Below are 22,154 nucleotides of genomic sequence, written 5' to 3'. Positions count from 1 at the left end.
ATCCCTCTGCCTGTCGCTTAGCCGACGGCCGTGAAGATGTCGATGGAGCCAGACTTGAGCGTGACAATGGCACGCTTGGTGTCCTTGCGCTTGCCCATGCCGAACTTGGTGCGGCGAGTCTTGCCCACGCGGTTCAGGGTGTTGATCGAAGCGACCTGCACCTTGAAGATCTTTTCGATCGCGAGCTTGATCTCCGTCTTGTTCGAGCGGGGGTCAACGATGAAGGTGTACTTACCCTCGTCAATCAGGCCGTAGCTCTTCTCAGAGACAACCGGAGAGATGATGATGTCGCGGGGGTCCTTGTTGGTCGCGATAGTCATTATGCGGCCACCTCTTCCTTCTTGGTCTTGCTCTCCACGAACGCGTTGAACGCGCCGGTGGTGAAGACAATGTCGTCGCTGACGAGCACGTCATAAGCGTTGAGCTGATCCCACGAGAGGATGTGCACCGTCGGGAGGTTGCGAATGCTTCGCAACGTGGTCTCGTCGGTGCGCTCGAGAACAACCAGCACGTGCTTGCTCGTGGCGATCTGCGTGAGCAGCTCCAGGGCAACCTTGGTGTTGGGGGTCTCCGCCGTGAACAGTGCCTCGACGATGTGCAGGCGGCCACCGCGGGCGCGGTCGCTCAGTGCACCCTTGAGGGCTGCGGCGATCATCTTTTTCGGGGTGCGCTGGTCGTAGCTGCGCGGGGTCGGTCCGTGGACGATTCCACCACCGGTCATCTGAGGAGCGCGGATCGAGCCCTGACGAGCGCGACCGGTTCCTTTCTGCTTGAACGGCTTACGGCCGGCACCGGAAACTTCTCCACGGCGCTTGACCTTGCTCGTTCCCTGGCGTGCGGCAGCGAGCTGCGCGACAACGACCTGGTGGATGAGAGGAATGTTGGCGGGAACGTCGAAGAGCTCGTCGGGAAGCTCAGCAGAGCCTGCCTTCTTGCCCTTGGCGTCAATGATGTCGAGTGCTGTAGCCATGGTGACTAGGCTCCCTTCACTGCGTTGCGAACGAATACGAGGCGGCCACGAGCGCCGGGAACGGCACCCTTGACGAGCATGAGGCCCTTGTCGGCGTCAATAGCGTGCACCTTGAGGTTCAGCACGGTTACGCGCTCGCCACCCATACGACCGGCCATGCGCATGCCCTTGAAGACACGGCTCGGGGTCGAGGAAGCACCGATGGAACCGGGCTTGCGGTGGTTGCGGTGCGAACCGTGAGAAGAGGAGACACCCTTGAAGTTGTGACGCTTCATAACACCGGCGAAACCCTTACCCTTGCTGGTGCCCATGACATCAACCTTGGTGCCGGCAGCGAAGACACCGTCAACGGTGAGCTCCTGGCCCAGGTTGTAGTCAGCGGCATCCGCGGTGCGGAGCTCGGTGATGTGGCGACGCGGCGTGACGCCGGCCTTGTCGAAGTGACCGGCAAGGGGCTTGTTGACCTTGCGCGGGTCGATGGGACCAGCGGCGATCTGAACGCCGTTGTAGCCGTCGACGGCCTTGGTGCGAATCTGCGTGACAACGTTCGGCGCGATCTCGATGACGGTAACGGGAACAAGCTTGTTGTTCTCGTCCCACACCTGGGTCATGCCGAGCTTCTTGCCGAGGAGACCCTTGGTGGTCTTGGTATCGGAGTATGACATCGCGGGCCCTAGAGCTTGATCTCGATGTTGACGTCGGCCGGAAGGTCGAGGCGCATGAGCGAGTCAACAGCCTTCGGGGTCGGGTCAATGATGTCGATCAGACGCTTGTGGGTGCGCATTTCAAAGTGCTCCCGGCTGTCCTTGTACTTGTGAGGAGAACGGATGACACACACCACGTTCTTCTCGGTCGGAAGCGGCACCGGGCCGACGACTGTAGCGCCCGCACGGGTCACTGTGTCGACGATCTTGCGCGCCGAAATGTCGATGACCTCGTGGTCATACGACTTAAGTCGAATGCGGATCTTCTGTCCCGCCATGTCGAACTCTCTCTCTGTCGAGGCGTCTTACAGACAACGGCAGGATTTGCCGAGGTTGCATTGGACGCCGTAGTAGCACTGCTGCCATTAGCACCACTGTTCATATGTCAATTTCGAATCACGCACGAGTAAACGACGCTCATCGTCAACGTCGACTCCCAGAAGCAGAACCCGGGGGACGGCACGGTTTTACCCACGTCGACCAGATCGTTGATTTATGCTGCGCTCTGCTCCCCGCGGCCTAGCCTGCAATCTGCGCTCTACGACAATGTGTTCTTCGTAGAGCGTGACGCGACTATGCACTGCCTGGCAGTGATTCCAACGGCGCATAGCGCACGTCGAAAGTGTTGAACTAGAAGAGTCTGCCACACAGTTGCCACTTCGTGCAACCCGGGCGTGTCGCGCTCGGCGTGTCGGTGCTTAGACAGCGCCTTCAGGTCGGGCCACAGCCCGAAACGTACGCCACAGAATCAAGATGTCCGCGGTCAGCGACCAGTTCTCGACGTAGTACAAATCGAGACGGATGCTGTCTTCCCAGCTCAGGTTGGACCGCCCACTCACCTGCCACAGGCCGCTCATTCCGGGCTTCATGATGAGGCGGCGGTGGGCGGCGTCGTCGTACAACGCCACCTCGGCGGCGCGCTGCGGGCGGGGCCCGACGAGGCTCATCTCGCCGCGAAGCACGTTGAACAACTGCGGAAGCTCGTCCAGCGAGAACTTACGAATGAACAGACCCACCGGCGTGATGCGGGGATCGTTCGTGACCTTGAACAAAGGCGTGTCAGACGTGCCCTGTGCATCGAGCAAACTCTCCAGCTGGTCGTCGGCGTCTTGCACCATCGACCGAAACTTCAACATGCCGAACACTTCGCCCGTTCGGCCGACCCGCACCTGGCGGTAGATGATGTCGCCCGGGCTTGATCGCTTCACCGCGATGGCGACGCCGATGAGCACCGGAGCGCTCAGCAGAATCAGCAAAGACGACGTGACAACGTCGAAGCTTCGCTTGGTCCAACGTCTGGCGCCTTCAAACGCCGGGTAGCTCACGTGAATAAGGGGCAATCCGGCGACTGGACGTGCGTGGATTCTCGGTCCGGCAATGTCGGTCAGTGCCGGTGCCACGATGAGTTCGATATCGTGCGCGTCAAGTTGCCAGCCAATTCGACGCATCACTGCCGGGTTGATCTTGTCGGCTCCAGTGAGAATCACGGTGTCAGCCTGCGCTTCGTCGACCGCCCGCAGCAAGTCGTCGTAGCCGCCGAGAATGGGAACACCATGGATGGGCCCATTGTGAACGGTCTCGAGCTGGGTGAGAGCACCAACAAGGAGCAGACCCGATCCAGGGGTGCGCATGATCGTCTGTGCGACGTGGGTGGACTTCTGACGCTCCCCCAACAGCAGCGCCCGCGACAGGTAGCCACCCGCGGCCTGGTTTTTGCGCAGCCACTGGCGCCAACTCCACCGAGAAAGAGCGAGCACCACCAGCCCGACCGGAAGCGCGGTCAGAAAGTATCCGCGAGCGACTTCGAGCTTGAACAGATAGGCGAAGATGGCGAACAATCCGAAAAGCAGAAAAGTCGCATCGGCGACTCTCTTATATTCCAGGGTGCCGCTGCCGATGACCTTATGATCTCGCGTTGCAAAAACGTCGAGTATCAGCATCCACGCGACAACGAGAACTACCGAAAGAGTGAAGTAGCTCGTGCGAAGGTCAAGCCCCCCCTCGGCAACCAGCTTGACCGGGGCGAAGCCGAACCACAGCAGCTGCGACCCGAACACTGCGCAGATCACGACGATAATATCCGTCGCGAAAAGTCGCATCGCAAAAGCGCGTTGCCACGACTTGCGTCTGGTTACGCCTACCGTGCGCCGATCGGTCACTGCCACGCGTTGTTCCCCCTGGAGTTTCAGCCCGTCGGCTCTGTAGAAATTCGAAGCCGAGCTTGATTACTTTATCTTTTCACATACAACGGGCAGGTTCGTGGTCGCCCCGCCCGTAAAGTGCCCCCCGTTCATGGGCCGTCGACGCCGCCTCGGTCGGCATCCGCCGACTTCACCGAAACGCTCGTCTAGTGTTGAGCTGTGATTTCCAGAGACTCCGGGCGCGCTTCTGCGCGCACTATGCGTGCCCACGCGCACCGACAGGCCAAGCGTTCAACGACAAAGCGTCGGGTGTGGATCGGAGCCGGAGTTGCCGTGGTTCTTATTTTGGGTGCCGGCACCTGGGTTGCAACGCGTGCGCTCGTGGTGAAAAACGAGCTCGAGAGCGCACAGGGTTTGGTCGGACAAATGCAGACTGAGGCTTCGGATTTCAATCTCGAGGCCCTGGCGAAGTCAAGCGATGAGTTGCTAGTGCACTCTGCCAGCGCCGTTACCCACGCTCAAGACCCCATTTGGCGAGCCGCCGAGGTCATCCCCTATCTTGGTGACAACCTTGCGGCAGTGCGAGTTGTTGCTGAGAGCATTGACGCCATCGCGCAAGATGTCGCTGCGCCCGCAGTGGATGTCGTGACAGGCTTCGATCTCGCTAAACGCGACCCAGAGACCGGGGGGTTTGACCTGAGCCCACTTACTAAAGCCGAGAAAGTCGTTGCTGCGGCCAAACCCATAATCACAACTTCCCGCGCGAAACTCGACGGAGTCAACCAAGCAAAGACATTCGGCCCAGTGACGGCAGCCGTAGTCCAGCTACAAGGCATGCTCTCCAAGGCGAGCGGTCCATTAGATTCCGCTGGTGAAGTACTGAAAGTTGCAAGTGCTGCACTCGGCAGGGACTCGCCACGCAATTACCTCCTCGCCTTTCAGAACAACGCTGAGAGCACTGCTCTGGGAGGAAGTGCTGCCTCTTACACCATGCTCTCGGTAGACAATGGTGCAGTTGCGATCGCGGCCCAGGCTGGCGGCAGTAACGACCTCCAGGACGGGGTTGCGGTTGACGTCACAGTTGATCAGAGCGCTCTCGACCTCTATAGCGACTTTCTTATCAGCTACCCGAACTCGTCCACAAGCCGCCCGGATTTTCCGACCGCAGCGCAGATCATGAGCGCCTTTTGGCTGCGAGACAAGGGCAAAGCCCCGGATGGGGTTATCTCCGTTGACCCCTTGGCACTGGCCGAAATCCTGAAAGCTACCGGACCAGTAACCCTTTCGTCGGGCGACGTCCTCACCAGCGACAATGCCGTCAGCCTGCTGGTCAACGAGATCTACTTTCGATATGGGGACTACGACCAGTACCCCATTGTCGACGCCTTCTTTCAAAATGCAGCCGCATCCATTCTGGCAAAGGTCACCGCTGGCGACTTTGACATCAAAGCCATGGTTAGCGCCATTACCGCCGGCGTAGATCAGGGCAGCATCCTGATGTGGAGCGCGGATGCCGACGAGCAGTCGCTTCTTGACGGTGCCCGAGTGCAGGGGGTGCTTCCTAAAACCAACGCCACCGAGACGGTAATTGGCACCTACTATCGCGACACGTCAGCATCGAAGATCGATTATTACCTTGAAACCTCAAATCGGACGACTACGGACGTCTGCACTTCCCCAGAGAACCCGACATTCACAACGTCGGTGACTCTGCACTCCAACCTCACCGTGGATCAGGCCAGGGCGCTGCCGGATTACATCAAGAGCCAACAATTCGGCTCCGACTTTTTTAGCACCCAAGTGTTCGTATACGGCCCCGTCGACGCCACTCTAAAGGAAGCCCGAGTCGACAGCGCTGGTGAAGCCACCGTCGTGAATGCGAGCGCGGTCGACCTAGGACGGCCGGTGGCGTCATTCACTGCTTACCTGGCACCCGGCGAAACAACCGTAGTCACCGCCACCTTCACAGGCGCCCCCGGAACCTACGGACCGGTTGAACTTCGGGGTACACCCATGATCAACGCAACGGCTCAAACACTCGAGCCGGCCGATTGCGGTTAGTCTCGATACGGGTCCTACCCTACGTGTCACGGTTGGGTAAGGCCAGTACCCTAGAGGGCGAGCATCAGCGCAGCGCGCGACGATAGTCATATGAGTAGTCCCGTTCCCCGAGCTGGTGGTCCGACCTCGAGAAGGTCGTTCACGCCAGCGCAGACGCTTGCCTACCTGGCCGCGTATGACTTGGCCATCAAGTACAACGAGGCCGGCGTATATCTGAGCACGCAGGGGTAGTGCTCCTCGCAGATCACGGAGGGACGAAAACTTCGTGACGCGGGTGTTCTCGCCAAAACGAAATCCGGCGAGAAGATCGGCCGACTAACGCCGGTGGCTGAAATCGCCCGGCTGCGCCGCCAGTTGAGTAGGACCGAGGCGCTTGGAGACGACGGGGTGCTGTTGGAGATCGTGTCAAAAATGCACGACCTACTCGAAAATCTTTTGAAGAGCTCGCGGGACGAAACACCGTGCGCGTTGCCGTAATGAGCGCCTACCGCGAACGGGCCGGCCAAGGGGTCTCGACTCGCGTCGCGGCCGCCTGGTCGGGGTCCCTCAGGCGACAGCCACCCGCAAACGCCGCGTTCCCATGCCTGGGCCGGGTCCGACTCCGGCGAACAAGATCTAAGACAGCGATCGCCGGCAGATTCTCAAGGTCGTCAATTCTACGTCGTTCGTGGACCTGCCGCCGATTTAGATCTACGCGCAGCTGCTCGACGTCGGGACGTACTCGTGCACTAATTTAACGATGTATGGGGTGTTGAACGAGAAGAAGTAGGTCAAGGATCGGCACCATCCGGCGCGCCACCCGGCGCGGGTGATCCGCCCAAATTGATCGCAGCGGAGCCGAGCCAGGTCTTCAGCTGGGACATCACAAAATTGACGGGTCCGGTCAAGGGCAAATGCTTCGATGCTTACGTGATGATCGATACTTACTCCCGTTACATCATCGGCGCGTATGTTCACGCGGAATCGCGCGAGTTGGCGGTGAAGATAATAAAGGAGATCTTCGGCATTCACGGCGTCACGCAGGTCTTTCACGCCGACCGCGGCACGCCCATGACGCCCAAGACCGTCGCGGGATTGTTGTCTGATCTGGAGATCACCAAATCAAACTCGCGGCCGCGGGTGCGCAGCAATAGTCCCCCACATCGAGGCGTGGTTCGAGACCCTTAAATTCGCGCCGACGTTCCCCCGAACGTTTTGGTTGCCTCGCCCATGCGAAGACTTTCATGGCCTCGTTTGACGCGGCTACAGCCACCGTTACTTCGGGATCGGACTCAACACGCCAGCCGACAAACGCATCGAACCTGAACGGCTTGAACTAGCCGCCTAAACTCCCACAGGCCCTACCACCCTGACAAATTCCGCCAGTGCGTCTGATTAGCACGAGTCGGGAATCCCGCGCTGGTAGAGCACTCGGGCGATGACTTTCTGATCGCGCTTTTCGACGATGGCCCGGAGAATAACGGCGATTAAAATACCGATGATTGCTCCAATCGAGTTGGACACGACGTCGATGACAGTGGCAAACCGGGCGGTCAGAACCAGTGACTGCGTCAATTCAATCGCGATCGACGCGGCCGGGCAGATGATCAGTGCCAACCACCAAATTCTCGCACTCAGCAGCAGGGCGACGAGGAAGCCGAGCGGGATGAACATAAATACATTCGCCGTGAACTCGAGTTTGTTATACCCGAACCACAAGGGCACCCCGTTCCGGTAGAGCACGGAGAATAGCTTGTCGATGGATGCTTCATAGCCCTGATCGAGAGGTGTCGGCCACAACGTAGCCAACAGCACAATCGTGGCGTAGCCCGCCAATGTCAGAACTCCCAGCCATTCGCGTGCTCTACTCTTGGGCGGTTCTCTGGAAATCACGAGCGTCCTCCTTCAACCGGTGCGATAGGGCCTCCCGTTCCCCGTTCACGATCTCACCATCGTCGTTTACTCCGACTGAACGAGTGCGTGCAGTGGGTCTCCGGAAACGCCCGCCCCCTGACGGGCCCACTCGAGCAGTCCAACAACGCCGTCTTGAAATGACACCTGGGGCTCATACCCAAGCAACGCCCGCGCGGGAGCAATATCGGCGAATGCGGCCCTGACGTCGCCAAGACGGAACCGCTCACTCGTCTCAGGTGCGGGACTTCCGGCTACCTCGGCCAGAATGGTGGCATATTCCAACAGGGTTCCCGCTGATCCCGACCCGATGTCGACCAGGCCAAATCCGTATTCTGCGGGGAGCGCGAGCGCGGCTGAAAGAGCACTTACGACATCGTCGACATGCACAAAGTCGCGAACGATATCGCCGCCTTCGTATACGTTGATCGGTTCGCCGGCCATCGCCTGGCGCGCAAAGTAGGTGAGAACACCCGTATAGCTGTTCTCGAGGGCCTGGCCGGCGCCATAAACGTTCTGCAGCCGCAGGATGCGCAGAGGCACGTTCATCGAAGTGCACCAGGAGGAAAGCAGGTGTTCCTGCGCCAGCTTGGTAGCCGCGTAAACGTTTGTCGGCCGTGGCTCGACGGATGCGGCGCTGTGGGCGACGGCTTGTCCCTCTTCCCCGTCGGGTCCGATGGGTTCCCATTTACCTTCTGCCAGCTGCTGCTCGCCGCGAGACGTCGCGTAATACAAATCCCCCTGCACCGTCTTCCACTGGCCCTCACCGTAAACAGCGCGCGACGATGCCAAGACGATGGCTTCTGGCCGGTGCCCGCTATGGGAAAGCGCATCGAGCATGCGCGCAGTTCCCGTGACATTGACCGAGGCGTGCCTGTGAGACTCGGTGAGGGACTGGCCTGTGCCGGTTTCGGCGGCCAAGTGCACGATGATGTTTGGCCTGTAATCGGCGATCGCCGAATTCCATGCGTCCGCTTCTGTTACGTCACCGAAACGCTGCTCGGCCTCGGCGGGGCTGTCTGTCGGCCACGCACCGTTCTTGTGTACCTGCGGGTGGAGGTTGTCGAGCAGGACGACCCTGTGGCCTCCCACGAGTCGCCTCGCGAGCCTTGTGCCGATGAATCCTGCCCCACCTGAGATCAATACTGTTTTAACGTGCGTCATTTGGTCGCCTTCTGCTGTTCATTGTGCTCGCCCACGAGCCGAAAACGCTTTGCATCCGAGCTCGTAGGAGGGGCCTCAATCGGTGTCGTCGCGACACGCACGCCCCCCATGTCTACTTGAGACACTATCGGCACGCCCAGTCGAGAGCGGAATCCGCCCGCTACGGTAGTTGTCGACCGGCTGTGCGCCGCCTCCTCCATCGGGGCATAACAGTATCAGCCGGGCGTTTCTGAAAGGAGCACTAGACAGTGCCAGATACCTCCACATTCACGCCTCGGGCGCTCTTCCTGTCGCCATCCTTCTTCGGCTATGAAAACGACATTGAAAAAGCACTCGTCAGCAACGGCTATACGGTTGATTTCTTTGACGAGCGTCCCACCAACTCGTCGGCAGCCAAAGCCCTCTTCAGAGTCGGAGGTAGAACAGCGCAAAAGTTGGTTCTGGCGTATTACAGACGCATATTGGCGGCCACGGCACCGCGTGCCTATGACCTAGTCCTGGTGATCAAGGGTGAGGTCGTGCCGCTCGCTTTCCTGCAGGAGCTGCGCCGAAGAAACCCTGATGCGCACTTTGTCTACTACTCCTTCGACGCCATCCCGGCGGGTTCCAACTGCACGGTGCTTTTCGATGAATTCGACGCTCTCTTCAGTTTTGACCCGGCCGACGTCGCCTCCGACCCGCGGCTCGTCTTGAAGCCGCTTTTCTATTCAACCCAGTTCGAATCACGTCCCAACCAAGAGCCGCGACCGTTGGATCTCACCTTCGTGGGCACAATGCACTCTGATCGTTACCGATTTGTCACCAGCCTCTTCAAAGCGTTCACGAACACGTACGGCTTTTTCTATGTCCCTGCGCGATGGTTCTTCTACTTCAACAAGTTCGTCAGTCGCAGCTTCGCGGGCGTCCCCGTGTCGACCGTGTCGTTCGACAAGTTGGACAAGTCCGCCGTCGCGGATGTTTTCCGAAATTCTCGGGCCGTCCTAGACCTGCAGCGAAGCGCTCAATCTGGCCTGACGATGCGTACCTTTGAAGTGCTGGCATCGGGCGCGATCCTCGTCACCGGCAATACGGCAATCCGGCAGGCCGAAATCTTCGATCCCCGGCGGATTGTCGTGGTTGATGACTACGACGCAGTTGATGCGAGCGCTCGCCTGCGCGAAATCCTCGATTCTATGCCCGAAGTTGTAGGGGCGCCTGTCGGTTTCGAGGAGCACGCGGTGGAAAACTGGGTGCGGGAATTCAGGAAATGACGCCCATCTGCCCCCGCGGAGCGGGCTGAACCGTCGTTTGCGGCCTGTACTAAGCTTTCACAAGTATTTGTATGCATTACGGAGGGGGCAGAATGAAACACTTATTATCGGCGGTGGTGGGGATCCTGCCGAGCAATCGTGGGAAGAACTTTTTACTCAACAGGCTTGGCCACAGGGTCTGCATGTCCGCGTCCATCGGCCCCATCCTGCTTTTGGGACGCACGACACTTATTGTCGGAGATGGTGCGCGCATCGGACCATTCAATGTCTTCCGACAGGTGACCCGGGTTGAGGTCGGCGAAAAAGCCGAAATCGGTCAATTGAATTGGATCTCCGCCGCTCCCTTCCTCGCTGAGGAATCGGTCTCGCTGATCTCCGGCCAATTCCTTCTGGGCGCGCACGCGTCGTTTACCAGCAGGCACTATGTCGATGCCTCGGGAGGCGTATCGATTGGTGAGTACGCGACCGTGGCTGGCGTGCGCTCCGTCTTCATGAGCCACGGGATCGACATCGAGGATAACGTCTTAGACACGTTCCCAATCCACGTGGGCAGGTACGCCATGGTGGGGGGTGGCTGCAACCTCGTGATGGGCTCCGCGGTTCCGGACTACTCAGTCGTCGCCATGGGATCCGTCGTGATAAAGGGACTTGAGCAGACGCACAGTCTGTACGCCGGAGCCCCGGCGCGATTCAAGAAGGCTATTCCCGAAGGGGCCTACATGAACCGCACGATCGGTGCCGTACCCGCCCGGCCGCGCGGTGCGATCCGATGAGGTGCATCGTCATTGCCGCGCGTCGCCTGCTTCATGTCTGAGGGTACTCGCACGTCACGGCAACGCGTGTTCCATAACGGATCAACGCTTGCCCAGCGTCTGCAATCGCCATGGCTGCGCCTCGCCGCGACGGTGCTCATCTGCCTTGTGCTCCTTGGCATTTTTTTTCTCGTCGAGCTGCTAGCAAATGGCGGAGCAGATGCCGACCTCCGACCGGCCCTCTTGTGCCTCAGCCTTCTGGGCATTTCTGCTGTGTCCTACGTCGCCTGGCCAAGCCGGTGGAATATCCTGGCCCACACCCAGTTGGCGTTCGGTATCGTCGCGTACATCATTCCGCTTCTACTCTTGGGCGGCGGTCGTTCTGTTCCCGAAGCGTCTTTGACCCTCTACACGTCCATCATGGTCGTTGGCTTTGGATTTTCCGTCTTAGGCACGATCATCGGGAGCCAAATCGCAGCGCACCCTAGGAACTCGCGAGTGATCACGGCAGTTTTGATCCCGTCCACTAGAGTCCGACATGATATCCCCCGCAGGGTTGTCTGGGTCGCCCTCGTATCAGTTATCGGCCTCCTGACTGCCTTCCTCGTCATGGGCTTCGTGCCCGCCTTGGCGGCGGACCCTTTCGCTGCCAAGTTCTTTCGCGGAGCCTATGCAGCCAGCTATGCTCCCGTCGCTCCGCTCTACCGAGGGACAACCTCTGCTCTGACTGTTCTTTTGCCGCTCCTGACCATGTACGCCATTTGGCGTCGTCGACCGCTGTGGATTGTGCTCTTTCTGACGGCAGTTGCGTTGCTTCTCCTCACTCTCCAGCGCGAGCCAGCCGTGAGCGGTATCCTACTTTTCATCGGCGTGTTGGTTGCCCTGCGTTCGCGTGGCATGCTGCTCTATTTTCTCGGAATCGTGGCCGTGTACTTTGCGGGTAGCGCTTCCTACTTCGTGTTCGCCGCCCTCGGCATCGCGAATTTCTCTGCTGGGGTAACGACAAACCCTGTTGGCCTACTTGAAAGCGTTGCTGCCGGCGCACCGGATGTAGCCGATCAATTCATATTCCTCGACTCGTGGCTAAGAAATCCGGTCTTCGCCCACGGCCTCACTTTCATGGGCGGACTCGTTCCCGGAAATTTCCAATGGAACCCATCCGTCTGGAGCCTCGCTGTAACCAACCCCGGCGCTGATGTCACCGCCATTAACTCCGGTGGATTCCGCCTACCTGGTCCACTCTGGGGATACGTCAACCTGGGCTGGGCCGGGGCAGCCGGAGTTGGCTTGCTGTTCGGCTTGATTACGGGTTACCTCGCTCGCACTGTGTCGGTATCGATCGCGCGGCAGACCGCACTTTTGGTAGGCGAGAACAAACACGGTCGCGAGAGCGCCGTCTTGACCTTTATTGTGTACGCGGCGTTGGTGGATTGCCTCACGCAGTTCTACGCGCTCAGCTACGTGACAGTCATCCAAACGGGGGTGATAGTTGCGATTGTCTACATTGGGCACAACCTGAGGCTGCAACTACGCCGACCTTTCCTGGCAAAGTCGAGCGTCCGCAATGCGTAAGCTTAAGCGCGCTCTCTTTCTTTTGCCGATGATCAGCACGGGGTTCGTGAGGCTGCTGCAACTCGCGATCCTGCTGATTCTGGCGAATGTAGCTGTAGGCGCCGACCGGAACCTCCTGGTTGCTGGGTTCGGGCTCCTGAGTTCATTCGCGATGATGACAGACTCCGGGGCCGGAAACTTTCTGCTGTCTACGCCGCTGGCCCAGATCAGCCGGACGATTTATCACAAGGCGGTGGCGTTCCACCTAGGTCTAGCGCTGCTGGGCTCGGTACTTGCGATCGCGTTCATCGCTATCCCTGCTGGTGGCGATATTCCCCCAGCTGTGCTCATCCTGTTGGTCGGCTTCGCCGTCACGCAAACCTTTGACAGCACCGGCCGCATCATTCGCGCGCCACTCATGGTCGCCAAGCGAGACGCCGTCTACGCCGCACCCGACGTGGTGCTGCTCGTACTGAAGCTTCCGATTCTCGCGATCGCGCTTCTGCAGTCCAATTTGACAGTCCTTCTTTTGCTTCCCATCCCTTCCTTGATAGTCGCAGTGGTAACTTTTATCTCGACCAACCGCAACTTGACTGCGCGGGGCGTGGACGAACACCGCACCTATCGTCGTATCTTGGAATTCGGTACGACGGGAGCCTTGAGCGCCTTCTACTCGCAGTCCCCGCTACTTATAGCCTCGATGCTGTTACCACTCAATCAACTGGCGACCATTACCATCGTCTACCGCATCATCCAAGCGCTTGACCTGGTTCCGGGAACGCTGTCGCTGCAACTTATCCCGCGGATTCGAGGGCGAGCGACGGGTCCGTGGGCTTATTGGACTGCATTCACCTTAGGTGGCTTAGTAATCGCCGTTATCGTCATCGCGGCGATGCCCATCATCGAAGCGCTCTTTATGCACGACTTCACCGACGTCTGGGTGTTCGTACTCGTTGCATTATCGTTTGCACCGAAGTCGGGGAATTATGCGCTCGTCGCATACCTCATGGGGAGCGGTCAGATCCGCACACGGCTTGCCCTGACGGGCGCGGCTGCCATCGTATCGCTCGGATTGTCCATCACATTCACCCTCCTTTCCGGAGCCTCCGGATTGGCAGCGGTAACCCTCACGGTCGAAGTTCTGTTCGCAATCGGTGGATACTTCGCTTTGCGCCGGATCGCGTCTCAGCCCTCGATGGCGAGTGTCACCGACTCCCAGAAAGAGAACGCACAGTAGCGCTCCTCAGCCCTCTTGCAGTGTCAGCCCAGGACTGCAGGCCGGTGACGTCGGCGCGCGCCACACGGCCGCTCAGGGCCTGAAGGATAGCTTCTGCCACGCTCTGCGCAGTCGGCTCTGCTTCGACAAGACCCTGGTCATGGATTTGAGCCAGGCCACTGTCACTGGTAACCACCGCTGGAATACCTAAGAAGTTCGCTTCGGCGATTGGCAGCCCGAACCCTTCATCACTAGAAGCCAGCACGACCACGCTGGAGCGTTGGATAAATTGCTCGTAGTCGGCTTGTTCCACAAAACCAGGGAAAAGACAGCCCTCGACTATACCCAGATGAATCGCTCGATCCCGCAGACTATCGCAGTAGTCCCCGATAGCGCCGAAAACGACGAGCTGGATGGAGTCACGGACCTCGTCCGGGAGCAGCGCGACAGCATCAAGTACAAGTTCGGGGCGTTTATTCGCGAAATGCCCGAACGTCGTAATGATTCGCCGCCCACCGACGTCACGGGGCGCGACCACATTCCAATACCGCACATAGTCCCGCCCGTTCTCGACCACGACGCCACGGGCGCCCGGAACGATCCCCTGAGTCTCCGTGTGCGTTTTCGCGGAGATACCGACGACGGCACCGGCGTGACGAACCGAGAGTTTCCATAGTTTTCGATATGCTAACTGCGCGCGGCCAAACTCGGAAGGATTCTTGACATGCCGCCAGTCGTGCACGACGCACACCCGACGTCGCTGAGCGACTAAGGGGGTGACGAGCGAACTCAGCGAGATCACTGCCTCGGACCGTGTCGCGTACATCATCAAAGCCGAACCGATAATCTGACCCAGCATGCGGGTGCCAACAAAGTCATTGGGCCAAACGATCACTCTTAGTCCCGGATGGTCGCCGAAGACGTCTTTTACCCATTTCCCACCCAGCAGAGTAATTCGGTCGCTGGGGTGCGACTCTTCCCATCCGCGGATCACCGCATCGACATATAGCCGCATTCCTCCCGATGAGGCCGGCGCTCCGAGTGCGTCAATGAGGATCTTCAATGGGATACTTTCTTTTTCCGTCCGCTGCTAACGACGTGCGGCGGACGGGGACGCATGAGCGATCCGAAATCCGTTGAAACACATCGGATGCACGTTGTGCGCACCGCAAGCGCGGGCACTTTGTCAACCCTATCGACGCAATACGGCCCGCCGTCACCGGGACCTTGCCGTGCGGAATGAGCGAGGCAGCAAAAGGCTAGGTTTTTACATATTTTTTTCCACACCATAGGGAGAGTCTGCGGGAATGCTTCCCCCATCACGCTGCGGGATTCTGGAGACCATCGGACTCGGAGCCCGGGACCGGCTACATGTGAAACGACGCGCCCTGGAAAACTGCGCTCGTTGGCCATGTGTCACACTTTGTGAGATCGTTTCGTGGCAGTGGCGAGTAGCGCTGGATGGTAACGCAAGGCCAGGCACGTGGTCGCGTAGTTCTGACGGGGCGGTAGCGACCCGGGCTCTGTGCCCGGGCACCTCCGGTGCTATTCCCAGTAGGGCTCGTGGGCGCGGGCTTTGCTGTCGCAGTGCCGGCGCATGTCGATCTGGCCGAGGTCGATGATGCGGGCGTTATTGGCGAGGCGTTTCAAGATCGAGTCTGCCGCGATCCCGTCGGGCAGCTCAGCATTCCAGTGCGCTGGCCCGGTCTGCGAGGCAATCATTGTGGGGAGCCGGTGTTTCCGGTTCGCGAGGATTGAGAACAGATCGCTGGCAGCGTCGCTTTCGATACCGACCGTGAGGAAATCGTCGATGATGAGCAGGTCGATGTTGGAGAGCTCCTTCAACAGTTTTTGGTGGGTAATGCCGTTGCCGCGGGCGATACCGAGCCGCCTTGCCAGGTCGTCCGTCCGAGAGTAAAGAACCGAGTGCTCACTGTGGCAGGCGGCGAGGGCCAGCGCGCAGGCGAGGTAGGTTGTCCTGCCTCCGGTGGGCGAAATGACGAGCAGGTTCGTCGCATCGGAGCGCCAGTCATGGGCGGCATAACGGCGCTTTCTCACCGGCGTGATGCCGCTTCCGTCGCGGTAGTCGACCTCGGCGACTTTAGCGCCCGGGATTGGGAAGGCGGCCTGGCTGCACCTTGCTGATGCGACGTGACTCTGCGTCGTCGACTGCGGTGAGGAACAGCTGCTCGGAGTGAGGGTGTCATTGGCTTTGTCCTGGATGAGTTCCTCCAGCCGGGCCGCGACTTGGGTCAAGCGCAAGACCGGAACTAGTCGTATTCGATGCTGGTGGTGAACATCGCTTTCCCTCCCCGTCACCTGCATAACAGAAAGCGACGCGGACATAAACGTCCGAGATAGTGTCGCGGAAAACGACAGTGGGGACGCGTTTGCGCGTCTAGGTCGCCAAGATCACCGGCCGGGTCTTCTAGACATCACTGTCGATGGCCGCCATCAGACGTTTCAGTGTCGAATAGGTCGGATGGGCGCTGAGGTTCACGAGGTCCTGGCAGTCCGCCTCTAATTGTTCCCGATTGTTGATGCCGAGCCCGTCCAGGATGTTCTAACAAGACAGGTAGCGCTGCGCCTCAATGACCTGGCTGTCAAGGATCTGCTCGATCGCCGTGATTGTTGCCGGCCCAACGCTGCGTGCCGGGTCGGTGAAGCACCGCCTGGACCACAGCCTGTCACGCGAAGCCGCGGTTGGCGATGAGTCTGTGCCGACGTCACCCCCCGCGGATCACCATGAGTAAGCGTAAGACGACGAATCTGATCAAGTAATCGTGTAGCGAGTCGAGGGTTATGGAGCAAGCACGGATTGGTTGTCGCTGTGCTCCGCGATGCAGTACCCCATTGGGAGCGACCGACGGCACGGTGGTGCCAAGCGCTTGATGGTTAGTGTGAAGTCGCACCGCCACCATACTTTGCGGTGAGCTTGGTGGTGCTGTCAGCAACCCAACTGCCGAATGTTCGAGCCAGACGGTGGCTCGGGTTCTCAACGAAGCGCCAGAACACATATGCCGTGCCGATCGAGGCGACCGACCCCAGAGCGGCCGCCAAAGGCCAGTTCGCCCCGCCTATAGCGAAACCAAAGGTCGCGAGAATTGGTTGGTGCACGAGATACAGGCTGAAAGAGATTTTACCCAACCACAGGGCTACCGAGTGAGATAGGCAACCGCGGGCGGGCCACACTACCGCAATCAACGCGACGAGAAGGGCAGCGCCAAAGATTGTTGCCACTCGAGCGGTTATGGCGATCGTCCCCGAAGGATCCACGTATGGGCGAATGACGGCGGTGGTGGCGAGGAGCGCGAGGGCCGCCGCAACGGAAAATACCACCAAAACGCTGGTCAGTCGCGGGCGCGCAATCTGACACGCTAAATAGGCGCTAGATATATTCCTAAGACGCAACGCGAGGATTACCCCGATGGCAAAGATTGGCAGAAAGACGAGAGATGACACCCCGAACTGGAGGCCAACTACGATTACCGACGCTATGAGCACAAGGCCGACCTGCCATCTGCTTCGAACCGCAATGCCTAGCCCCAAAATAACTGGCAGAAGGAGCGAGAAGAGCATCTCCCAGCGAATCGTCCAAGTCGGTCCGTTTACCGTCATGTCGCTGAAAACGAGGTCCATATTGAGCAGCAACTGACCCGGCAAAATGGAAAGCGCGTTATACGGCTCGGACAGCCAGCTGGACAGGGTCGGGTCCGGAGAGCGTGTCCACATGTAAGTGATTGCCGTGGCTAACAACACAGATGCAGCGACTGGCAGAAATAATCTCAGCGCGCGCGCTGAGAGGAATCTGAGCCAGTCGAAATTCCGTTGCCTCAACACGGGAAGGGTGAGCACAAGACCGCTCAATACAAAGAAGACGAATACCGCCTCGTCACCTGCAGTAAAGAGCCTCAACGGAGTCGCTACTGCCCACCAAAGCGGGGTAAAGGCACCCGGGGCGGGGCCCTTATCAATTGTGTACTGCGCTACGAACGGGCTGAGTTGAGAGAGGTGAAACCCGACCACCACGAGTGCAGCCACCCCGCGCAGCCCATCCAAAGAAGACAACCGACCATTGACTACTTGACCGTTCGCGCGTGAAGAACGCGGCTCGTCATTGGCGGAAGGAACGACGGGTCTGGTCATATTCGACGATAGCGTGTCGCGAAGCCCGAACTCTCAACTGAGCGCGGCTCCGGCGCACGGAGTGATCCGAGCGCGAGATCAGCGAGCCGCAATAGCATTTAGTTTACCTACAACATACACAGGCGACTCGGTCAACTCCAATGTCACGCTACCGGCCTTTGGGGCGAGAACACTTTCGACCCCCAACTGGTCAGTGACGGTGATGGATTCCTGCGCACTGATGGCGACCTGCTGGGCTGCGCCTTGTGCCCACATGACACGTGTGTCGGCAGCTGTGCCCGTGAACAAGTAGGAGTAGGCGGCTGCCGGTGTTGCGTCAATTGCCTCGAATGTGAGGCCATCGATCTGCCTGGCCATGACCGCCTGCGCGACCGCGGCTGGACGAGGCTCGTTCGCGTTAGGCAGGAATGTTGATGGTGCCTTGAAGAGCCCGAAATTTTGCTCAATGCTCACGGCGTCCAAGCTCAAGCTTGCAGCCTCAAACCAATAGACCCGGCTCACGCCATGTCCCAACGCGAGTGCCATTGTGCGCACTAAATAGTCGGCTTGCTGCTGCTCCGAAACCCAACCGTCTACGCCGGACCAGCCCATTTCAGTGAACCAAATCGGCTTGGACACACCACCGTTGGCGTCCTTGATCATCTGCACGAGGCGGTCCATGTCTGGGATTAAAATTTCGGGGGCCTCAGGTTGAACATACGGATGCGCGCTAACAACGTCTGTGTACTTCAGGCCGCCAATATCGAAGAACTCCTGGAGTGAGTCGAGCTTCATCCCCATACCAGCGTTGCCTGGCGCGGCTATTAACGCATCAGGGTTCGCCGCTTTAACTGCATCCGCAGTGACCGAGAGCATCTCCATATAGCACTCGGGCGTCTTGCCGCAGAGCCCGGAGTTGAAGATGTGGTCGTATTCGTTGTAGACCTCAAAGTCCCCGCCGACCTCTTTGTAGTGAGCCGCCACTGCCGCACTGAACTTCGCGTACGCGGTGAGTCCTTCGTCGGAATAAGGAGTCAAGCCGCCATCGTAGTTGGAGTTTCCATAGACAGGCACCATCAAGGGATTGATTCCGTTGGCCTCAAACCGCTGGATAGTGCTGTCGATAGGGTCCGTGTACTGGTAAATGCCTTGCTCTGCCTCGATAGCTGGCCAGGTCATCTCTACCCGTGCATTGCGGATGCCGGCGATCGCGAGCGTGTCAACCATGTTGTTGAGGCGTGGCTCACCGCCGAGGTAATGCAGGAACACAGCAAACGGCGACGTGGCGCTCGTCGCCTCGATAGGTGCAGCGTCTAATACCGCGAGTGCTGTCGACCTCTTCACTGTACGCTCACCCACGATCGCGCTCAGCGACACGGTATACATTCCTGTTGGGAGATCTCGGAGATCCACAATCGCCCGGGATGCCGAAAATTCGGCCATGCCATCGTCGACCATGGTCCCGGCAGTGTCGGTCACCGACCAGGTCATCCTGCCTGCCTCACTTCGGCGGGTCTCGACCTGAAGATTGGTATCGCCTTCCGTGAAGAGGAGCGTCGGATTGATTACGGTGAGGTCATAGGAGTTGGACTCAAAGCCACCGTTCATCAGTGGCATGGCTGCCCCATCTGGCCCCGTCACCTGCAAGGAATCGATGAGGGTGCCACCAGTTGGGCCTTCGGCGGAGATACGAAGGTTGACGTTCGGCGTGACGGCGGTGTAGTCGAACTCGACGAATGTCCAGTCATAGGTGCCAGCGGGGATTTCTTCTGGAACTCCACCGTATTCGCTCGGGCTGATCCTTATCGCGCCTTCAGCGGCATCGGTGCTCTTGACCCAAAACCCGATGGTGTAAGTAGAACCTACCGAGGCCCCAATGCCTTGCTGTATCCGTGCTACGTCCCCCGAACCAGATACAATTTCGCTCGTTATTGAGAGAGACGACGTTCCGTCATGCAGATCGTCGGAGCCAAGGAATCGTACGTGCTCCGAGGTGAGTTCCGCATTCCACCAATCGAAGGCATCCGATGTCGGCGTCGCGATCTCGAGCGCAGGTACGCTCACGCGCGTCGGTGCCGGCTTTGGCGTGGCCGGCGTCGACTGCACGGCATTGACGCCCCATTGTTGCACGACTAAAAGCGAGCAAAGCGTGGCGGTCAAGAGCAGTGCTACGCCACTAATCCACCAGGTGCGACGTTTCAGCGCGGGTATTTTCATGCGTCGGCGGCTGTTCGGCGAAAGGTTTTTCATTGACTGGTGCTCCCCGTCAGAGGTGTTGTGGCGGTGATACCCTGCTTTCAGGCACCAGCTGATCGCTCCCCCATGTTGAGCACCTGCGCTAATAGCCTAGGCCACGCTCATGATCGGGAAGTGCGGGCTGGCTTTGATTCGCGCCTGGCTTGGGCCGGCCGCTCACGCTGGCGGCAACAGACCACGCCGAGTACCGCACTAACGCTGATCATCCGATAGCGATCAGAAAGAGCTGGAACACGAACGCGCCGTCCTATGCGCGCGCCGAGGTCCGGTGACGGGAGCGCTCTAGACAGGGGTGTCGGACCTGAACAGTACCTTGAATGCTAGGCGTCGGGCCATCCCAATTCAGTGATTTCGTTCAGGAAGTTGACGATCGCTCGAGTGCAGCGGACCCGATCCGCTTTGGACAGACTCAGAACGGTCTTGCCGTTCGACCGTCGAGACACGGTGTTGACGTCACGCTGGGTGTGGCGGCACCGACCCAGCTGAGCCAAAGACGGCAGCATTGGATTCAAAGCAGCCACGTTCCCGCTGAATGTTCCAGCGCGGTCATCTGTCCAGTGATCGTTACCGGGACATAGATCAGTCATTTCAACTCAAGCAGAACCGCAGAGTATCACGGCTCCGTGACCCTGTCGCAGACCCTGACCCTGACCCTGGTGAACGCGTAGTCGGTGTCCCGGAAGGCGCTGTCTCCCGGTCGGCAGAGACGCGCCTTCGCGCAAACCCGAGCAGGATCGGGACATGACTGACTCAGGACTATTCCCCGGCGGTCGTGTGGGCCCCGGCAGCGTCTCGGTGTCCCACACCGGTGCGCGTTCTTTCGCCGGGCAGAACGAGCGCGGCGACACTGTGCGCATTGGCTCGGTCGAGGTGCCAGAGCATTTCACCCCCGGCGCGTTATTCAAACTGGCTCTTGCCGGCTGCGCGGGCATGAGCTCCGACCGGGTGATTGCACGCCGACTCGGGGAAAATTTCGCGGAGATGATCTGGGCTCACGACACGAGTGATGAGAAAGAAGATCGCTACTTCGCCGCCGACGAGGAGATAGTCCTCTACCTCGATGCCCTCAGCGTCGCCGAGCGCAACAAGCTGATGACGATCATTCGCAAGTCCATCGACAGCAGTTGCACCATTTCCCGCAGCGTGAGGGACAGCGTGGAGTTCACCCTGACCGTGGATGGCAGTGAGCGTTGAGGGTACAAAACAGTCAGGTCGGTGGTGTCGCCAGGCATTACCATCTCGGCACCCTCGGGCAGCGTAATGACGCCGGTGACGTGCGTGGTGCGGGAGTAGAACTGCGGGCGGTAGTTCGCGTAGAACGGGTTGTGACGGCCACCCCCGTTCTAGCTGAGGATGTGCGCCGTGCCCTCGAAGTCGGTGTGCGGCGTAACCGAACCCGAACTGAGCACGCGGGCACAAGTCGCGCACGTGGTAGCGACCTCCTCCTCACGCAGGGGGCAAGCTCGACGCCCGAGCCACGTACGACTGAGCGAACGATAATCAGGGGCAAAACGTATGCTCTGGACGCACCCGCGACCGACCTAACCGCATGCGACCACAGGATCGAATGCAGCTAGTCCCTAATCTTGCAGATCAACCCTGGGTGATGCCGGCGGCTACTCGGGGGCTCTGGTCGGGGCAGCTCTTGGCGGCAGATTCGGTCAGCACGCGGTGCGCCATCACCTGACGGGACTGGTCGGAGAGGCCCGTCGTTGGGTATTGCGTGAGCACGCGGTCCACGATTTGTGGAATGGACAGGGCGGAGTACTCCTGCAGGCTGGTGCACACCAGCACGCTGTACACACTCACGGTGCTGGCGACGATGTCATCCAGACTCTGCTGTTCTGACTTCTGCGTGGGTGTGGAGCTGGGCGTGGGCAGCGCTGTCGGCGCGGGAGTGGGAGTGAGAGTGGCCGTGACTCGGGCCACGGTGGCCGGCTCCGCGGGAGCGGGAGCGACCAGGCGCGGCACGATCACCACGGCGAGAATGCCCACAATAACAACGACCATCACCAACAAGATGCGCATTTCAAGCTTTGATAGCTGCATACGACGACACTAACCGAAACCTTCT

20 protein-coding genes and 1 pseudogene are annotated in these 22,154 nt (G+C 59.4%); 8 read left to right on the top strand and 13 right to left on the bottom strand.

Features of this window, described 5'->3' with window-relative positions; genetic code table 11:
• Positions 1-17: 17 nt before the first annotated feature.
• The 5 genes from rplW to E3N85_RS11550 form a co-directional block, all read right to left on the bottom strand.
• Entirely contained in the window at positions 18-320 is a 303-nt protein-coding gene (rplW, locus tag E3N85_RS11570; RefSeq protein WP_092107233.1) for a 50S ribosomal protein L23, read from the bottom strand.
• A complete protein-coding gene (gene rplD, locus E3N85_RS11565; protein ID WP_104193398.1) occupies positions 320-970 on the bottom strand; it encodes a 50S ribosomal protein L4 in 651 nt (216 codons plus the stop codon). Before rplD ends, rplW begins: the two co-directional genes overlap by 1 nt.
• A 5-nt stretch (positions 971-975) precedes the next feature.
• Positions 976-1,635, bottom strand: coding sequence for a 50S ribosomal protein L3 (rplC, locus tag E3N85_RS11560; RefSeq protein WP_092107229.1), 660 nt, complete (start codon positions 1,633-1,635; stop codon positions 976-978).
• Positions 1,636-1,643: 8 nt separating this feature from the next.
• A complete protein-coding gene (rpsJ, locus tag E3N85_RS11555) occupies positions 1,644-1,952 on the bottom strand; it encodes a 30S ribosomal protein S10 (protein ID WP_035834607.1) in 309 nt (102 codons plus the stop codon).
• Between the two features lie 420 nt (positions 1,953-2,372).
• On the bottom strand, positions 2,373-3,839 hold the full coding sequence (locus E3N85_RS11550) for a sugar transferase (RefSeq protein ID WP_241978463.1): 1,467 nt from the start codon (positions 3,837-3,839) through the stop codon (positions 2,373-2,375).
• A gap of 195 nt (positions 3,840-4,034) precedes the next feature.
• Between E3N85_RS11550 and E3N85_RS11545 the strand changes: the two genes are divergently transcribed.
• The 3 genes from E3N85_RS11545 (at position 4,035) to E3N85_RS11540 (ending at position 7,043) form a co-directional block, all read left to right on the top strand.
• Positions 4,035-5,876 (top strand): DUF4012 domain-containing protein, encoded by a 1,842-nt coding sequence (locus tag E3N85_RS11545; RefSeq protein ID WP_134463349.1) that lies wholly within the window; start codon positions 4,035-4,037, stop codon positions 5,874-5,876.
• A gap of 90 nt (positions 5,877-5,966) precedes the next feature.
• On the top strand, positions 5,967-6,107 hold the full coding sequence (locus E3N85_RS16360) for a hypothetical protein (RefSeq protein ID WP_166783939.1): 141 nt from the start codon (positions 5,967-5,969) through the stop codon (positions 6,105-6,107).
• A gap of 591 nt (positions 6,108-6,698) precedes the next feature.
• Entirely contained in the window at positions 6,699-7,043 is a 345-nt protein-coding gene (locus E3N85_RS11540) for a DDE-type integrase/transposase/recombinase (RefSeq protein ID WP_134463348.1), read from the top strand.
• 207 nt (positions 7,044-7,250) lie between these two features.
• Here the strand turns inward: E3N85_RS11540 and E3N85_RS11535 are convergent, their stop codons facing one another.
• Entirely contained in the window at positions 7,251-7,748 is a 498-nt protein-coding gene (locus tag E3N85_RS11535) for a VanZ family protein (protein WP_134463346.1), read from the bottom strand.
• A gap of 66 nt (positions 7,749-7,814) precedes the next feature.
• Positions 7,815-8,930, bottom strand: coding sequence for an NAD(P)-dependent oxidoreductase (locus tag E3N85_RS11530; RefSeq protein ID WP_134463344.1), 1,116 nt, complete (start codon positions 8,928-8,930; stop codon positions 7,815-7,817).
• 248 nt (positions 8,931-9,178) lie between these two features.
• Here E3N85_RS11530 and E3N85_RS11525 point away from each other — a divergent pair, with 248 nt between their 5' ends.
• From E3N85_RS11525 to E3N85_RS11510, 4 genes are all read left to right on the top strand, one after another.
• On the top strand, positions 9,179-10,180 hold the full coding sequence (locus E3N85_RS11525; protein WP_134463342.1) for a glycosyltransferase: 1,002 nt from the start codon (positions 9,179-9,181) through the stop codon (positions 10,178-10,180).
• Between the two features lie 92 nt (positions 10,181-10,272).
• The gene (locus E3N85_RS11520) at positions 10,273-10,953 is read left to right on the top strand and encodes a hypothetical protein (protein WP_134463340.1); all 681 of its coding nucleotides are present in this window, start codon (positions 10,273-10,275) and stop codon (positions 10,951-10,953) included.
• A gap of 12 nt (positions 10,954-10,965) precedes the next feature.
• Entirely contained in the window at positions 10,966-12,504 is a 1,539-nt protein-coding gene (locus E3N85_RS11515) for a hypothetical protein (RefSeq protein ID WP_134463338.1), read from the top strand.
• A 46-nt stretch (positions 12,505-12,550) separates the two neighbouring features.
• Complete coding sequence (locus E3N85_RS11510) at positions 12,551-13,720, top strand: lipopolysaccharide biosynthesis protein (RefSeq protein WP_206751244.1); 1,170 nt, start codon at positions 12,551-12,553, stop codon at positions 13,718-13,720.
• Here E3N85_RS11510 and E3N85_RS11505 read toward each other — a convergent pair.
• The 4 genes from E3N85_RS11505 to E3N85_RS11490 form a co-directional block, all read right to left on the bottom strand.
• Positions 13,689-14,762 carry a glycosyltransferase gene (locus tag E3N85_RS11505; protein ID WP_134463334.1) on the bottom strand — a complete coding sequence of 358 codons (1,074 nt, stop codon included), beginning with the start codon at positions 14,760-14,762 and terminating at the stop codon, positions 13,689-13,691. The two genes, E3N85_RS11510 and E3N85_RS11505, sit on opposite strands and share 32 nt — an antisense overlap.
• 482 nt (positions 14,763-15,244) lie before the next feature.
• Entirely contained in the window at positions 15,245-15,955 is a 711-nt protein-coding gene (locus tag E3N85_RS11500; RefSeq protein WP_241978461.1) for an ATP-binding protein, read from the bottom strand.
• A gap of 639 nt (positions 15,956-16,594) precedes the next feature.
• The gene (locus E3N85_RS11495) at positions 16,595-17,767 is read right to left on the bottom strand and encodes an acyltransferase (protein ID WP_166783937.1); all 1,173 of its coding nucleotides are present in this window, start codon (positions 17,765-17,767) and stop codon (positions 16,595-16,597) included.
• Positions 17,768-17,923: 156 nt separating this feature from the next.
• On the bottom strand, positions 17,924-20,074 hold the full coding sequence (locus tag E3N85_RS11490; RefSeq protein WP_134463330.1) for a cellulase family glycosylhydrolase: 2,151 nt from the start codon (positions 20,072-20,074) through the stop codon (positions 17,924-17,926).
• A 747-nt stretch (positions 20,075-20,821) separates the two neighbouring features.
• Between E3N85_RS11490 and E3N85_RS16995 the strand changes: the two genes are divergently transcribed.
• On the top strand, positions 20,822-21,274 hold the full coding sequence (locus tag E3N85_RS16995; RefSeq protein WP_134463328.1) for an OsmC family protein: 453 nt from the start codon (positions 20,822-20,824) through the stop codon (positions 21,272-21,274).
• On the opposite strand, the pseudogene E3N85_RS16850 reads toward E3N85_RS16995, so the two are convergent.
• A pseudogene (locus tag E3N85_RS16850) lies at positions 21,214-21,480 on the bottom strand (elongation factor Tu); the annotation flags it as partial. The gene E3N85_RS16995 and the pseudogene E3N85_RS16850 sit on opposite strands and share 61 nt — an antisense overlap.
• Positions 21,481-21,673: 193 nt before the next feature.
• A complete protein-coding gene (locus E3N85_RS11475) occupies positions 21,674-22,129 on the bottom strand; it encodes a hypothetical protein (protein WP_134463326.1) in 456 nt (151 codons plus the stop codon).
• Positions 22,130-22,154 lie beyond the last annotated feature (25 nt).

The organism is Cryobacterium sp. Hz9, from assembly GCF_004402825.1.
In the GTDB taxonomy this organism is placed as follows: domain Bacteria; phylum Actinomycetota; class Actinomycetes; order Actinomycetales; family Microbacteriaceae; genus Cryobacterium; species Cryobacterium gelidum.
Note: the sequence above shows the minus strand (reverse complement) of the source record. Positions and strands in the feature narration are given on the sequence as shown.

Excerpts from the sequence above, each read along its gene's own strand:
- rplW (WP_092107233.1), bottom strand. The coding sequence starts at position 320 with ATGACTATCGCGACCAACAAGGACCCCCGCGACATCATCATCTCTCCG.
- rplD (WP_104193398.1), bottom strand. The coding sequence starts at position 970 with ATGGCTACAGCACTCGACATCATTGACGCCAAGGGCAAGAAGGCAGGC.
- rplC (WP_092107229.1), bottom strand. The coding sequence starts at position 1,635 with ATGTCATACTCCGATACCAAGACCACCAAGGGTCTCCTCGGCAAGAAG.
- rpsJ (WP_035834607.1), bottom strand. The coding sequence starts at position 1,952 with ATGGCGGGACAGAAGATCCGCATTCGACTTAAGTCGTATGACCACGAG.
- E3N85_RS16360 (WP_166783939.1), top strand. The coding sequence starts at position 5,967 with ATGAGTAGTCCCGTTCCCCGAGCTGGTGGTCCGACCTCGAGAAGGTCG.
- E3N85_RS11530 (WP_134463344.1), bottom strand. The coding sequence starts at position 8,930 with ATGACGCACGTTAAAACAGTATTGATCTCAGGTGGGGCAGGATTCATC.
- E3N85_RS11520 (WP_134463340.1), top strand. The coding sequence starts at position 10,273 with ATGAAACACTTATTATCGGCGGTGGTGGGGATCCTGCCGAGCAATCGT.
- E3N85_RS11490 (WP_134463330.1), bottom strand. The coding sequence starts at position 20,074 with ATGAAAAACCTTTCGCCGAACAGCCGCCGACGCATGAAAATACCCGCG.
- E3N85_RS16995 (WP_134463328.1), top strand. The coding sequence starts at position 20,822 with ATGACTGACTCAGGACTATTCCCCGGCGGTCGTGTGGGCCCCGGCAGC.
- E3N85_RS11475 (WP_134463326.1), bottom strand. The coding sequence starts at position 22,129 with ATGCAGCTATCAAAGCTTGAAATGCGCATCTTGTTGGTGATGGTCGTT.